The organism is Corynebacterium pseudokroppenstedtii (assembly GCF_019754945.1).
Classification (GTDB): domain Bacteria; phylum Actinomycetota; class Actinomycetes; order Mycobacteriales; family Mycobacteriaceae; genus Corynebacterium; species Corynebacterium pseudokroppenstedtii.
Genome location: NZ_JAEUWU010000004.1, coordinates 334,646 through 348,444, shown reverse-complemented (window position 1 = coordinate 348,444; position 13,799 = coordinate 334,646). Strand labels below are relative to the sequence as shown.

The following is a 13,799-nucleotide window of genomic DNA, read 5'->3' as shown; positions in this document are numbered from 1 at the left end:
TTTTACACCCCGTCCTTGAGTGCCTGGGCGATGACGGCGCGGCCGATGGGGGCTGCGACGGATCCGCCCGTTGCTGCTTGTCCTCGGTCACCACCATTTTCGACGACGACGGCCACGGCGACGTCGGCGTTCTGGGAGGGCCCGAAGGCGACGTACCAGGCGTGTGGTTTGGAGGACCGTGAGTTTTCGCCGTGTTCGGCGGTACCGGTCTTGGATGCGATGTCGGCGCCGGCGTACCCGCTGGTGCCCTTTTCGGATCCGATCATGAGCTGCGTGATGCGGTTCGCGATGTCTTCGTTGACCGCGGTATTGACTTGTTCAGGTTTCGTGGTCTTGATGGGCTTGAGGCTGGAGTCGGTGATCTGTTTGATCAGGTACGGCTTCATCCTCTTGCCTTTGTTGGCAATGGTGGCGGCGATAATGGCGTCCTGCAACGGTGTGATGGACACGTCGCGCTGTCCGATGGAGGACTGCGCCAGCGACGGTTGGTCAGCGATCTCGCCGACGGTGGACGTCTGGACGGGCAGCCCGAAGCCATCCACGCTCTCACCCACGCCGAAGGCTTTGGCGGTCTTCTTGAACTGTTCGGTCCCCGCAGCCATCCCGAGCTGGGCAAACGCCGTGTTACAGGACAGAGTGAACGCGGTGGACAGCGTCGTCACGGAGCCACTCCCGCAGCGCTCGCCGTCGTAGTTCTCCATGGTCGTGTAGCTATCCGGCAGCGTAATCTGTGGTTCCGCGGTGACCGTGGTGTTGGCGTTGACGTTGTTCTTCTCCATGGCAGCAGCCGTGGTGATGAGCTTGAACGTCGATCCGGGCGGGAGTGTTTGCTGCGTGGCGTGGTTGAGCAGTGGCGATTCCGGGTTGTTGTTGAGGGCGGCCCAGTTTTGTTGTGCTTCCTCAGCATTGGGGGTCACGATACTGCGAGGGTCGTAGCCAGGTGTGGAGGCCAGCGCGAGCACCTCACCAGTGGAGGGGCGGAGCGCAACGACTGCACCGGTGTATCCGCGGCTGGTCATGGCGTCATAGGCGACGCGCTGTGTCTTGGGGTCGATGGTGAGCTCGACGTTGGCACCCTGGGTTTCCTTACCAGTGAGGGTGTCGGTGAACCGTTTAGTGAACAGCGAATCGTCGGTGCCGTTGAGGATGTTGTTCTGGCTGGCCTCGATGCCCGCTGTCCCATAGCGGTCAGAGAGGTAGCCCTCGACGGGCCCGAACGCGTCGGGGTCGCTGACGTATTCGCGGTTGTACATGTCATTGGCGCCTTTGACGGAGTGCGCCAGAATTTCTCTCCCGGCGCTGATTTGTCCGCGTTGGCGTGACTTCATGTCGTAGTACTGGCGACGGTCAAGCGAGTTCTTGGCCAGGTGGTCGGTCTGGAACCCTTGGATCCAGGTGAGGTTGGCCACCATGGCGACAACGAGGAGGAGGCAGAAGATGGTGACTGCGCGGATGGACCGGTTCACTATTGTGCCTCCTTCTGGTTGGTGCTGGCTTGCTGGTTGGTTTTACGGTTCGGTGTCGCGGCTGACCCGCTAACGCTAGCTGGTTGTCGCGCGGAATTGGAAATGCGCAGGATGATGGCCAGCAGCATGTAGTTGGCAAGGAGCGACGATCCGCCGTGTGCGACGAATGGCGTCGTCAGTCCCGTCATTGGCAGTAGTCGTGAAATCCCGCCGACGACGACGAACACTTGGATCGCGATGGTGAGCGAGAGCCCAGAGGCGACGAGTTTGCCGTAGGTGTCGCGTGTCTTGAGCGCTGTTTTCATGCCTCTGGTGACGAAGATGGCGTAGAGAACGATGAGCGCGGAGAGCCCCACGAGGCCGAGTTCCTCACCAATAGCTGCGAGGATGAAGTCGGAGTGCGCGACCGGCACCTCTTCGGGGTATCCGCGTCCGAGTCCGGTGCCGGTGATCCCACCCCACGACAGGCCGAAGAGCGCTTGCGAGAGCTGGTATCCGCCTTCGTTGTAGTGGCTGATGGGGTCGATGAAGTTATCAACGCGTGTCTGGATCTTGGCGGAGATGTTGTAAATCCCGACGGCCCCAATGGCGGCCAGCCCGAGCCCGATAATGATCCACGACGGCCGCGAGGTGGCGATATAGAGCATACCGAGCACGGTTCCGAAGAGGAGGAGCGCTGGGCCGAAGTCGTTTTCGCCCGCCATGATGACGAGGGCGATTCCCCACACGACGAGGATGGGGCCGAGGTCACGCAGCCGCGGGAATCTCATTCCCAGGAATTTAGTGCCCGCGACGTTGAACAGCGCTCGCTTTGTGGTGAGGAGTGAGGCGAAGAACAGCAAGAGCAGGATCTTTGAGAACTCGCCGGGCTGGATAGAGAACGGCCCGATCTGTACCCACACGTTGGCGTCCGCGTTAAGGCTGGTGGGCCACACCATCGGTACGGCCATGAAGATCAGCCCTGCGATACCGAGCAGGAACGAGTAGTCCTGGAGGGACCGGTGGTCGCGAAGCCCAACGATGACGGCGACCATCATGGCCACACCGATTACTGTCCACATGATCTGTGAGCGGACAAGGTTATTCCCCGTGGCCAGGTCCAGCCGGTAGATCATGACGAGGCCGATGGCGTTGAGCAGCGCCGCGACGGGAAGCATGATCTGGTCGGAGTAGGGCGCTTTCCACAGGATCACGAGGTGGGCGACGGTGAAGATGATGATGAACCCGCCGAGGAGGTAGGCAACATCCGTGGTCAGCGGGTGGTTAGCCGCGATTTCGACGGCAATAACCGCCAAAGCGAGGATCGCGGTAACAGCCAGCAGCAGCCCGAGCTCGATCCAGCGCCGCGGCCGTTTGGGCTGCGCAATGGGGCCCGTGTTGTCCGTTGCCTGCCCGGTTGTTGTCGCTGGGTACGCGACGGCGTTCCCTGCCGTCGATGGGTGTGAATAGGTCATTTATTTCACCTCCCGGCATGTGTCACCAGGTGTGGTGAGGTCGCCGGGTTGCCCGTTGGCGGTATCTCCCGAGGCGTTGTTGGCTGCGGATTCCCCAGTGCTGGGGGCGCCGGGTGCGGGTTCGCCGCTGGTGGCTGCGTCGGAGGGCGCATGTGGCTCGCCACTGCGGTCGTCGCGTGCTGCGTCGGGATTATCGGCGTTTCCGTGCGACGATTCGCGGGTCACGCATACAGGGAGCGCTTGCTTAGCTAGCCGCTCCATTTGCGTTTGGACGTCGTTGTAGTCCCCCGATGGCAGATTGTCCACGTTGGTCCGCGTCGATGGCGGAAGATCGGTCAGCTGGAAGCGGTGGCATTTCTTAGTGGAGTTCGCGTCCAGCAGCGTGAGGTTGCCCTTGGCATCCAAACATGCGCGTTGGTACGTGCTGTGGAGTGTTTTCCCAAGGATAGTTTCGTCGGCACCTTTATAGACGACGAGTTCGTTGTTGTCGGTGGCGATGTAATAGCGGTTATCTAGCGTTTTCTTCGCCCACCATCCGCCGGCACCGATGATGACGGCGAGGACAAGAACAATGACGCCCACCGTGAGACCGATGCGACGTCCTTTTTTCTTGTTGTGTTTTTCGTGATTATGGCCGTGTCCTCCGGCGACGGCTGAACCGTGGACAGAATCAGCGCGGTTCCCCGTGCCACTTGCAGGATCAGCGAGGTCACCCCGCGGTGCCTGCGCTCCTCCGTTGTCGGCGGATTTCCCGTTGTCGGGCGACGCCGGTTGCGATCCGGACCGCCCCCCAGGATTTCGTTGTGCCTGGGCTTCTTTGTTCTGTTGTATGAGCTTCATGCCGACGGCACGGCCGGCTGCGGTATCAGGCCGGGCGACGTCGGTCTGCTCCGGATCGAGCGCGCCGACGAGGAGGGGCGCGGCCGGGGCGTAGTCGTCGTCGCTGGTGTCGACGATTTCTCCGAGGACGACGGTGACGTTATCGGGCCCGCCGCTGCGGAGGGCGAGGTCGATAAGGCGCTCGGCAGCTTGTTCGAGCGTGCCGCGGGAGACGATATCCGCGATGGTGTCGTGGCTGACGGGGTCGGAGAGGCCGTCGGAGCACAGGAGATAGCGGTCGCCGGGGCGGACATCGCGAAGCATCAGGGTGGGCTCCACGGGCCGGCCTGTCAGCGCCTTCAGGATGAGGGAGCGCTGCGGGTGGTTGGAAACGTCTTCGGGTGCCAGCTGGCCTTCGTCGACAAGGGATTGGACGTAGGTGTCGTCTTTGGTGATTTGCTCTAGTTGCCCGCCGCGGTAGAGGTATCCGCGTGAGTCGCCAACGTGGCAGATGGCGAGGGTGTCGTCGTTGAAGAAGAAGGCGTCGAGGGTGCACCCCATGCCTTCGGTGGCGGGGTTGATGTCGATTTGGTTGGCGATCGCGGCGTTGCCTTCGGCCATCGCGTCGGCCAGCTGTCCGCACATGTCGTCGCCAGGTCCAACATCGTCGACGTGGGCGATGTGGGAAATCATGAGCTGGGAGGCTATTTCTCCCGCCGCATGTCCACCCATGCCATCGGCCAGTGCCAGCAGGTGGGGGCCGGCGTAGGCCGAGTCTTCGTTATTTCCGCGGATCAGTCCTACGTGCGATGCGGCCGCGTAGGTCAGGGCATATGTCATCTAATGATCCCTTCCTACTGCACGTGCAGTGTGGTTCGGCCGACGCGGATGGCATCTCCGCGGGTGAGGGTTTCTAGCTGGTCGATGCGTTGCTCGTTGAGGTATGTCCCGTTGCGCGATTCTAGGTCTTCCACGAACCAGTCGTTCCCGTTCTGGATGAACCGTGCGTGACGGGATGAAGCGTAGTCGTCGCTGAGGACAAGTGTGCATGATGATGCCCGTCCGACGAACACTTCGGATTGCGACGTCAGGTCGATCGTTTGTCCTCTCTGGGGCCCGTTGGTCACGACTAGTTCCGAGAGCGGGGCCTTATTTCGCTGGTTCCGTCTGCCGTCGGAGTTGGGGGCGACGGTGGGGTCAGGCCCGCCTTGGGGCGCCGCTACGGCGGGTGCCGCGAGCACGGTGGCTGAGGGTGTAGCCGAATCCCGTTTGAGGGCGCGCAGGGTAAGCGCGATAAAGAGCCAGAGCAGGATGAGGATGGCTAGTTTAACGAGAAACAACACCGTGCTTTGCATGGTGGGCATCCTCCTTGGTTGTGCAGCAGCATCGGTCGTGGCTCCATGTGTGCCAGCTGGATAGTGAGCTTACAGGCACACCTGGACACCCCACCGATTCAAGTCGTGCCCTACTTTACCTTCTTTGGTGTACCCGCGCGCCAACCCCGCAGCATAAAGCCCGTGTTCGTAGAGGTGCGGTAAAGCTTTTCGACGTCACTCTCACACCGCGGGCTTCTCAGTTCGCACTCCCGCTTTACGTCCGTGGGCCTACTTCTGAGGCGTGTTGATTCGCACCTCTATATAAGAGTGTCCGACGGTGATGACGTCTCCGTCGGCCAGCAGCCAGTTGTCGATCGGGGTGTCGTTGACGGTGGTGCCGTTGGTGGAGTGCAGGTCCACCAGGACGGCCTCCTTCCCGTCCCACACGAGTTCGGCGTGTCGCCGCGAAACGCCGGTATCGGGGAGGCGGAAATCCACCTGGTTACCACGCCCGATGATATTTGTTCCTTCGTGTACGTGGTATGTCCGGGAGGACCCGTCTTGAAGTAAGAGGGTGACGGCCGCTTGTTCGCCTACCGACGTCTGCCCCGGGACATAACCGCCGTTGTCCTGCGCATTCGGCGCTGCAGCGGCATCGGCGGGGGAGACGTGCCCTGTTCCAGGGGCGGGGTTAGCAGTGTCGGCGGCGTCGGCAACTTCGGACCACGCTTGTGCATGGCGGTAGCTGTCATAGTCGACGCTATGAGGGTAGCCGGATTGCCCTTCTGGCTGTCCGGCCTGCCCCGGTTGCTCCTGGTCGGCGGAGTTGTTGTGGTGTGATGCGTAGACCTCGGTGGGCGGGCTCACTGGCCGCGCATCCTGGTGCTCCGACACAGAGGAGTGGCACTTGAGCTGGCCGGTGTGCAGGCCTTTGTCGCTTTTGAGGTCCACAGTGACGGCTTCGTACGTGCGCCATCCTTCGTTGCGGATGAAGCGTCCAAGCAGGTCAGAGAGGTCGAAGTTCAGGTCCGGATCGGCGTCGTTAATTTTGTCTAAGTCTTTTGCTGCGAGGTAAACGACGTACCGGTCGGGGGCATATAGAGTGCCGTGGGGTCCATAAACCAAGGAATCCTCGGCCTCTTGCTTCAAGAGTTCCTCAATTTCGGCAGGGACGACGGACCCGCCGAAGACGCGCGCGAATCCATTATCCATGCCGCGTTGCAGGGAGCTATCGAGCTTTCGGAAACGCCCGAGCATATCCATATGAACTGGGACACCTTTCTTGGCATCGCGCGAAAATCCAGGGCTGCACTCATGTGCGGCTGATGGCAAACAGTGTGCGGTCAGCCGCGGTTCTTCCCTGATCTGCGATCGTTCTTGATGTGACCGTGTTGTTCTCTACGCTATGCCATTTGAGAGAAGTTCAGGTCATTATACGAATTTCTTTCGTAAATACATAGGAGAGCAGCGTACTACGTCCAGGTTTTTCGTCTAGTTCGATCACTATCGACAGGATTGTGTGCGATATGAATAAGGAATGTATGAGATATGAAGCCGACATATTAAGAGGTATAGAGGTGTTTTCGGTGAGTTTGCGGACTAGTCTGTGAACTTTTGTAAGCCTGTGACCTGCTCTTTTGTTTTCGACGTGGGGCGTCGTGCTAAGCTGACGTGCGTTGTTTCGGGCGAGTGGCGGAATGGCAGACGCGCTGGCTTCAGGTGCCAGTGTCCTTTACGGACGTGGGGGTTCAAGTCCCCCTTCGCCCACAACTTCATTGTGAGTGTTAGTCCCCGTTGGTTGTGATCCTGCAAAGGGTTGCAGCCGACGGGGACTTTCGCATTCTTCCAGTTTTCCCTCACCGTCGTTGATTCCTTAGATACAGTGTTCCCTAAAGAAACCTAACTTCATGCTGGAGGACGGAGTAGGGCTTGATCGACGTGGGTTGATGATAGGTGAGGGAGTCGGCATATGAGCGCGATGAACGGTACAGTGCGACGACTTTATGACGGCGTAGCACTGTCGTACGGAATGACGATGGTCGTACTCGGCTCGATGATTCCGTCGGGGCTGTATTCGATATATCAGCGGGATTGGGGGCTGGGTTCCAGCTCAACCGTCGTCTTCTTTTCTTTTTGTGTCATCGGTGTGGTTATTGCCTTATTGTTTGGCCACGTTTCTGACACTGTGGGAAGAAAACCAGTTATTTTGACGTGTATTGTGCTCTCGCTGGCCTCGAGTGCGACCTTTACACTGACAACTAATTTCCCTGGTTTGTGTATTGCCTGCACGCTATCCGGGTTATCGGTGGGGTTATGCACTGGTGCGTTTACGGCGGCTTTGCAGGAGGCGATATCTCCTGCCTTGGGTACCCTTTTGAGCACGATTTAAACATCTTTGAGTTTGGCACTCGGCCCGTTATTTGGCGCGTTCATTGCCTTACATTCGGGGTTACCCCTAAGAATTCCTTTCATCATTTATGGAATTCTGACGCTTGTAGCCGGTGCGTTGGTGTTATTAATCACCGAGACTCTCGATAACCGGGGAAGGCTAAGACTAAAAGTTCAGATCGGTGTTCCGAAGAATCTCGTGGCCGCTTTCATTCCGTTCGCCGTCGCCATTGGTGTTGCCTACGGTACAAACGGGCTTTTCCAGTCCGTCATCCCACTCAGCATGAAAGGCTTGGGAGTATCCAGCCAACTGGGCATGGCCTTTACGACGTTTCTCATGCTTGCTGTTTCCGCGGCAACTCAAATTGGGATGGCATTTCTTCCCCGCGAGCCAAGTTTGGCGGCTAGAAATGACAATGGCGATATTCCCCCGTTATAAGTTCCCACCCTATAAGAAAGCCGATGGCGAAAGATGAGAAAACGGGGGTTCGCTCCTTGTGCTTTTAGTTGTCGAGGGTGACTTCGATGTTTTCTTCTTCGGTATCAAACCACAATGCGGCGATTTCTTTTGCAACGGCTTCCGCATCTTCACGTCGATTTGCCTGACCGAAAATGTCGTACTTAGGGATGGTGACAAGCCACCATTCTCCATCCGGCTCAACTGTTGCATGGACGTGTATTGTCATTATTTTTTATCTCCAATGTGCCGGCGTAGTGACAATCGTTGTAATAATACCTCCTCTGATTCCGCTGGAGCAGTGTTTTCTCCGCTGTTCCGCTTTCCCGACGTAAAAGTGTAACGGGGATTACCCTGGCAGTTATCCCTACATGTGACAGTCAACCGACCTGTGACAATCAATCTGAAAGGCGTCGTTGTGTCTATTGATCCGAAAAATCTTATCGAGGAAACCCCAACCCAGTTGTTTATTAATGGGAAGTGGGTTAATTCGTCTAGCTCAGAGACGTTTGATGTGGAGAATCCTGCCACCGGTGAGGTCATCGCAACCGTGGCTAGCGCAACGGGCGATGATGCCATTAAAGCTCTTGACGCGGCATCCGATGCTCAATACGAGTGGTCGCATACGTCGTCCCGTGAGCGCAGCTCAATCCTGAAAAAGGCGTTTGACCTGGTTCAAGAGAACTCTGAGGAATTAGCCACGTTGATGACACTCGAAATGGGTAAGCCCCTCGCGGAATCCCGCGGTGAGGTGACTTATGGCGGGGAGTTCCTCCGCTGGTTCTCCGAGGAAGCGAACCGCATCGGCGGTCAATATTCCACGAGCCCGGAAGGCACTCTACGGTTCCTGGTCTCCCGCCGCCCCGTGGGTCCATGTTTCCTCATTACCCCGTGGAATTTCCCGCTCGCGATGGGCACCCGCAAAATCGGCCCGGCGCTGGCTGCCGGCTGCACCGTCGTGTTGAAGCCCGCGCGCCTGACGCCCCTCACCTCGCTGTACTTCATTGAGCTGCTGCGTCAGGCCGGCGTGCCTGATGGCGTCGTCAATGTGGTTCCGTCGAAATCGGCGTCGTCAGTGTCTGAGCCGATCATGGATGATTCGCGGTTGCGCAAGATGTCCTTCACCGGTTCGACGGGCGTCGGAAAGCACCTGCTCGAAGCTGCCTCGAAGAATGTGTTGCGAACCTCGATGGAGCTGGGTGGCAACGCTCCGTTTGTCGTTTTTGACGACGCGGATCTGGACAAGGCGGTTGAAGGCGCGATGGCTGCAAAGATGCGGAACATGGGGGAGGCCTGCACGGCTGCGAACCGATTTATTGTGCATGAGTCCGTGGCCGAGGAGTTCTCGAAGAAGCTGGCCGAGGCGATGGGTGACCTGACGTGCGGAAATGGGTTGGATGAGGGCACGACGTGTGGCCCTCTGATTGAGAAGAAAGCCCTGGATAACGTGGCCGCATTAGTTGATGATGCTAAAGAGAAGGGCGCGAAAGTGCTCTGCGGCGGCGAGCCCCTCGAAGGCAAGGGCTATTTCTATAAGCCGACGGTTCTGTACCCCGTTCCAACCGATGCGCGAGTATTCGGTGAGGAAATTTTCGGACCCGTCGCCCCGATTACGACATTCTCTACGGAAAGCCAGGCACTTGAGTTAGCCAATGACACCGAATATGGATTGTCATCCTATTTATTTACGACGAATGTCCAGCGTGCGCTGCGGTTCTCGGAGGACCTCGAAGCTGGAATGGCCGGGTTGAATGTGGGAGTGTTGTCCAACGCTGCGGCCCCATTCGGCGGCGTGAAGCAGTCCGGCCTGGGGCGCGAAGGCGGAAACGCCGGCATCGAGGAGTACCAGGAGGTTCGCTATATCGCGATGCCGACGGAGTAGAGGTGCGAACTCGTTAGCTGGGAATAGCGTGCCGCGTCGCTTTCAAAGTCGCACCCGATTTCCCGAGTTCCATCATTTTCGAGATGAGATCGGCCGCAGTGAATGCTGCGTGGTCATAACTCAGCCCGTCCGGCGGGTGAATGTTGGAAATGCAGTTCCGTCGCTCGTCGGTCGTCCCTGGTGAGGCGTTATACGTGATGTACATGCCGAGCGAGTATGGCACCGAAAGCCCCGGTCGCTCGCCGATAATGAGGACAACCACGCGCATGTTCATGGCGTGTGCAATGTGATCGCCCAACGCGACCCGCGCTTGGTCCGCTCTGACGGTGGGGGCAATGGAGAGCTCCGGGCAGATGCGGTGAAGTATGTTTCGCAAGGCCTCTTCCGTGGCTTTCCCGTGGTAGGACAAGGCATCGGGGGAGAGACCATCCGCCATGACTATCCCCACATCCCATCCGGCCTCACGAGTGGGCAGTTTTTTTAGGTCGTCATTGTTGGGGAGTCGCCCCAGGTCAGGGCGCCGTAAATATTCGGACCGGTCCCCGGCGCGTGACCGCACGAGCGGCGCGTCGGCAAGGAAGGAAAGCCCGCTCTTAGGCCCGGAATCAGCCCCGTCACCCGAATCATCCGTGCCACCTGAATGAACAGCATCGCGTGCGGCCGCGTGAGCTGCTGCGAACGATAGCTTCGATGAGGTCGGTTGCGCCGCTCCGTGTCTCCCTAACCCGATTCGCGCCGGGGTGAGATCACGGACTCTCGCCCACGCGTCGAGCTGTTTCGTCATGATGTCCACCCCAATTCCATGGCATGCTCGGGCGAAAGCGCAGGCGCAGGGCCCTCGTCGGCAAGTAATCCGCCCTGGTCTGTAACCCCGGTTGTGTGCAACCACTCTTCGAATTCGGGCGCCGGCCGTTTGCTCATGGTGGCGCGGACCTGCGCGATGTCATGGAAGGATAGGGACTGATAGCCCAGCATGATGTCGTCGGCACCCGGAACAGCGATGACGAAACCGGTGTTCGCTGCGGCCAGAAGGTGCAGGAGCGTGTCCATATCGTCGCTATCCGTTTCGGCATGGTTGGTGTAGCACACGTCGCACCCCATTTGAATGCCCAGGAGCCGCCCGCAGAAATTGTCCTCCAGCCCCGCCCGGATAATTTGCTTACCGTCGTATAGGTATTCGGGCCCGATGAACCCCACCACCGTATTAACCAGTAGCGGCCGATACGCGCGCGCCACCCCGTACGCGCGAGCCTCCAAAGTTTGCTGGTCAACCGGCCCATCGACACCGATATTCGCCCCCGCCGACAAACACGATCCCTGACCGGTCTCAAAATACAAAGCATTCGTGCCGACGGTTCCTCGGCGCAATTCGTTCGCGGCCTGCTCTGCCTCGGCTAGCATGTCGAGCGACACACCGAAGGACCGCAGCGCTCCCTCCGTCCCCGCAATCGACTGAAACGGCAGGTCCACGGGCGCGCCGGCCTCCATGAGGTCAATCGTCGTCGAGATATGTGTGAGCACGCTCGATTGCATGGGGATGGAGTACCGACGCCGCACCTCGTCGAGCAGAAACAGCAGGTCACGGACCGCTTCGGGGGAATCGCCGGCCGGGTTAATACCCACCACCGCGTCGCCGCACCCGAACAACAGCCCGTCGAGGACACTGGCTGCCACACCCGTGGGGTCGTCGGTGGGGTGGTTGGGCTGCAGCCGCGACGACAAACGACCAGGTAAACCCAGGGTTGTACGAAATTTCGTGACGACGCTTAACGCGGCGGAGACCGCGATCAGTTCGCCATTGCTCATCAGCTTGGAGACCGCGGCGGCCATCTCTGGTGTCAATCCCCACGCCAACGAGGAGATGTTGGCGCCACGATAGGCCTGCTCGAGGAGGTATTCGCGGAATGCGCCCACGGTCATGTGCGCGAGGGGGCGGAACGCGTCGGAGTCGTGCGTTCGGTGGATGAGGTCTGTGACGGCGTCTTCGATGAGCGGGCGACGGATGAACTCGTTGAGCTCCACGTCCGCCAGAACCATGGCGGCGGCGACGCGCTCGGCCGCGGAATTCGCGGCGCATCCGGCTAGTTGGTCGCCCGAGCGGATCGGTGACGCCTTCGCCATGACCTCGGTTAAGGAAGCGAATGAGTACGTGTGTCCAGCTAGGTGTTGGGAAAACATTAGCGGACCTCCTCGGCCTGGAGGGTGGTGGGCGTGCGTGGGGTGTGGACGGGTTCCTTCAGATCCTGCTCGGCACGTTTCCGTGCAGCGCGTTCCTGCGCAATATCTACCGGCGACGTATTCCGGCCCCACACGGCATACCCGACGGCTGCCAGCGCCATCACACCCAACGCACATCCGGCGAGCACCGGCGCATTCATGAACGTTGCCACGACCGCACCCAGCGACAACACCAACGCAACACCCGAGGTCACGACGCCACCGGGCGTCCGGTACGGCCGTGGCAGCTCCGGACGCCGCACCCGCAACACAATATGCGCCACCATCATCAATGCGTAGGACACCACCGCACCAAACACAGCAACAGACATCAGGGCGTCACCATCCGCCACCAGCGTCAACGCAAAACCCACGCACGCGGGGACAATCAACGCCCACGTCGGAGCGCCGCGGCGGTTCGTCGTCGATAAGAAAGCGGGAAGTAAACCGGCACGGGACAGCGAAAACGTCAGTCGCGAATAGCCATAAATAATCGAAAAGAACGACGCCACCAGGCCCAACAAGGCCGCGTAATTGATGGCCACCACAACGGCGTGGTTCGCGCCGACGCGCTCAAGGGCGGCCACCAGCGGATTGCCGGACTCCGCCACCACGCCAGTGCCCGCGGCACCCGGCCCCACGACCATCATCGTGATAGCCGCCACCAGCAGAATCATCATCGCGACGACGATTGCCTTCGGAACCGATCGCGCCGGGTCCTTCGCCTCTTCGGCAGCCATCGGAACGCCCTCGATGGCCAGGAAGAACCACATGGCGAAAGGAATAGCCGCCCAAATTCCCGCGAGGCCGCCGTCGAAAAGAGAAATACGGTCAGACGTACCGGATGCAGGGTGAGACGCGGATGCTCCCGACCAGCCATCGGTGAAGGCGCTGATGTGCACGTGCGGGGCCATCACCACGGTGTACAGCACCAGTGCAGCGACGGCAATGATGGTGACGACGCACATCGCTTTGAGAGCCTCGCCGGCGCCGGCCAGGTGGACAACCACAACCGCGACATAGCAGAAAAGATAAATGGGCCATCCTGCGGGAACGCCCGGGATGTGGAGGGATTCGACATAACTGCTGATGAAGGTTGCGATGGCGGCGGGAGCCAGCACATACTCCAACAAAATGGCGATCGCCGTCATGAAACCGGCGAAATCACCCACCGCTACCTGCGCAAACAGGTGGCCGCCACCCGCTGAGGGGAGGGCGGCCGATAGCTCCGCAAGAGCCAGGCACATGCCCATATATAGCACCGCAACGATAAGGAGAGCGCAGAAAAGGCCACCCCAGCCGCCCGAGCCGAGCCCGAACTGCCAACCGGCGAAGTCCCCCGAAATGACGAACGATACGCCGAGTCCAGCCAGGACAACCCAGTTGAAGGAACCCTGTTTCAAACGGGCTGATGGCTGTGTAGTGGTCTCCAGTGTTGCGGTCATAGTGAGACGGTAGGTGCGCTTTCTCTCTGTCCCGTTGCTGCCATGTTGCGGAAGCGTTGCTTTTCTGAGTTTGTGTTACGGCGGGGTAACACGGGGTGAGTGTTAGAGGACTTGAACCCCGGCGACGGGGGTCGGCGTTCTCAAGAAAGCGGCGATTTTTACAGTGATTCCACAGGTTTGTTTTGTTGTTCGTTCAGGTGGGCTTCGTAGGTTAAATCTCGTAAGCGAAACAGAGAACGTAAACACAGAAAAGTGGCTCACGCTTTTCATGATCTGAAAGTTTGGTGATTCATTTCGATCCTCGAGGGAGCAATGGGACAAAAGGAGCGCCGTACCTGCTGGGGAGCAAGGTACG

12 protein-coding genes and 1 tRNA gene are annotated in these 13,799 nt (G+C 59.4%); 4 read left to right on the top strand and 9 right to left on the bottom strand.

Features of this window, described 5'->3' with window-relative positions; genetic code table 11:
• Positions 1-2: 2 nt before the first annotated feature.
• The 5 genes from JMN36_RS08720 to JMN36_RS08700 all read right to left on the bottom strand — a co-directional run bounded on the left by JMN36_RS08720 (position 3) and on the right by JMN36_RS08700 (position 6,318).
• Entirely contained in the window at positions 3-1,466 is a 1,464-nt protein-coding gene (locus JMN36_RS08720; protein WP_221924240.1) for a penicillin-binding transpeptidase domain-containing protein, read from the bottom strand.
• Complete coding sequence (locus tag JMN36_RS08715; RefSeq protein ID WP_221924239.1) at positions 1,466-2,920, bottom strand: FtsW/RodA/SpoVE family cell cycle protein; 1,455 nt, start codon at positions 2,918-2,920, stop codon at positions 1,466-1,468. The genes JMN36_RS08720 and JMN36_RS08715 overlap by 1 nt, the downstream gene beginning before the upstream one ends.
• Positions 2,921-4,579, bottom strand: coding sequence for a PP2C family protein-serine/threonine phosphatase (locus JMN36_RS08710; RefSeq protein ID WP_221924238.1), 1,659 nt, complete (start codon positions 4,577-4,579; stop codon positions 2,921-2,923).
• Positions 4,580-4,593: 14 nt separating this feature from the next.
• Positions 4,594-5,094 (bottom strand): FHA domain-containing protein FhaB/FipA, encoded by a 501-nt coding sequence (locus tag JMN36_RS08705; RefSeq protein ID WP_204087841.1) that lies wholly within the window; start codon positions 5,092-5,094, stop codon positions 4,594-4,596.
• A gap of 249 nt (positions 5,095-5,343) precedes the next feature.
• The gene (locus JMN36_RS08700; RefSeq protein ID WP_221924237.1) at positions 5,344-6,318 is read right to left on the bottom strand and encodes a DUF3662 and FHA domain-containing protein; all 975 of its coding nucleotides are present in this window, start codon (positions 6,316-6,318) and stop codon (positions 5,344-5,346) included.
• Positions 6,319-6,738: 420 nt separating this feature from the next.
• On the opposite strand from JMN36_RS08700, the gene JMN36_RS08695 reads away from it, so the two are divergent.
• The 3 genes from JMN36_RS08695 to JMN36_RS08685 all read left to right on the top strand — a co-directional run bounded on the left by JMN36_RS08695 (position 6,739) and on the right by JMN36_RS08685 (position 7,882).
• Positions 6,739-6,822 (top strand) — tRNA-Leu (locus JMN36_RS08695).
• 202 nt (positions 6,823-7,024) lie between these two features.
• On the top strand, positions 7,025-7,444 hold the full coding sequence (locus tag JMN36_RS08690) for an MFS transporter (RefSeq protein WP_221924236.1): 420 nt from the start codon (positions 7,025-7,027) through the stop codon (positions 7,442-7,444).
• A 198-nt stretch (positions 7,445-7,642) separates the two neighbouring features.
• Positions 7,643-7,882 carry a hypothetical protein gene (locus tag JMN36_RS08685; RefSeq protein ID WP_221924235.1) on the top strand — a complete coding sequence of 80 codons (240 nt, stop codon included), beginning with the start codon at positions 7,643-7,645 and terminating at the stop codon, positions 7,880-7,882.
• A 64-nt stretch (positions 7,883-7,946) separates the two neighbouring features.
• Here JMN36_RS08685 and JMN36_RS08680 read toward each other — a convergent pair whose 3' ends face one another.
• Positions 7,947-8,129, bottom strand: coding sequence for a hypothetical protein (locus JMN36_RS08680; protein WP_221924234.1), 183 nt, complete (start codon positions 8,127-8,129; stop codon positions 7,947-7,949).
• 162 nt (positions 8,130-8,291) lie between these two features.
• Between JMN36_RS08680 and JMN36_RS08675 the strand changes: the two genes are divergently transcribed.
• The gene (locus JMN36_RS08675; protein ID WP_236881776.1) at positions 8,292-9,782 is read left to right on the top strand and encodes an NAD-dependent succinate-semialdehyde dehydrogenase; all 1,491 of its coding nucleotides are present in this window, start codon (positions 8,292-8,294) and stop codon (positions 9,780-9,782) included.
• Between the two features lie 13 nt (positions 9,783-9,795).
• Here JMN36_RS08675 and eutC read toward each other — a convergent pair whose 3' ends face one another.
• The 3 genes from eutC to eat are packed head-to-tail and all read right to left on the bottom strand — an operon-like array spanning position 9,796 to position 13,444.
• Positions 9,796-10,566 carry an ethanolamine ammonia-lyase subunit EutC gene (gene eutC, locus JMN36_RS08670; protein ID WP_221924233.1) on the bottom strand — a complete coding sequence of 257 codons (771 nt, stop codon included), beginning with the start codon at positions 10,564-10,566 and terminating at the stop codon, positions 9,796-9,798.
• Positions 10,563-11,960, bottom strand: a complete 1,398-nt coding sequence (locus JMN36_RS08665; RefSeq protein ID WP_204087844.1) for an ethanolamine ammonia-lyase subunit EutB — start codon at positions 11,958-11,960, stop codon at positions 10,563-10,565. Before JMN36_RS08665 ends, eutC begins: the two co-directional genes overlap by 4 nt.
• Positions 11,960-13,444 carry an ethanolamine permease gene (gene eat, locus JMN36_RS08660; protein ID WP_204087845.1) on the bottom strand — a complete coding sequence of 495 codons (1,485 nt, stop codon included), beginning with the start codon at positions 13,442-13,444 and terminating at the stop codon, positions 11,960-11,962. The genes JMN36_RS08665 and eat overlap by 1 nt, the downstream gene beginning before the upstream one ends.
• Positions 13,445-13,799 lie beyond the last annotated feature (355 nt).

Excerpts from the sequence above, each read along its gene's own strand:
- JMN36_RS08715 (WP_221924239.1), bottom strand. The coding sequence starts at position 2,920 with ATGACCTATTCACACCCATCGACGGCAGGGAACGCCGTCGCGTACCCA.
- JMN36_RS08710 (WP_221924238.1), bottom strand. The coding sequence starts at position 4,579 with ATGACATATGCCCTGACCTACGCGGCCGCATCGCACGTAGGACTGATC.
- JMN36_RS08705 (WP_204087841.1), bottom strand. The coding sequence starts at position 5,094 with ATGCAAAGCACGGTGTTGTTTCTCGTTAAACTAGCCATCCTCATCCTG.
- JMN36_RS08700 (WP_221924237.1), bottom strand. The coding sequence starts at position 6,318 with ATGGATATGCTCGGGCGTTTCCGAAAGCTCGATAGCTCCCTGCAACGC.
- JMN36_RS08690 (WP_221924236.1), top strand. The coding sequence starts at position 7,025 with ATGAGCGCGATGAACGGTACAGTGCGACGACTTTATGACGGCGTAGCA.
- JMN36_RS08680 (WP_221924234.1), bottom strand. The coding sequence starts at position 8,129 with ATGACAATACACGTCCATGCAACAGTTGAGCCGGATGGAGAATGGTGG.
- eutC (WP_221924233.1), bottom strand. The coding sequence starts at position 10,566 with ATGACGAAACAGCTCGACGCGTGGGCGAGAGTCCGTGATCTCACCCCG.
- JMN36_RS08665 (WP_204087844.1), bottom strand. The coding sequence starts at position 11,960 with ATGTTTTCCCAACACCTAGCTGGACACACGTACTCATTCGCTTCCTTA.
- eat (WP_204087845.1), bottom strand. The coding sequence starts at position 13,444 with ATGACCGCAACACTGGAGACCACTACACAGCCATCAGCCCGTTTGAAA.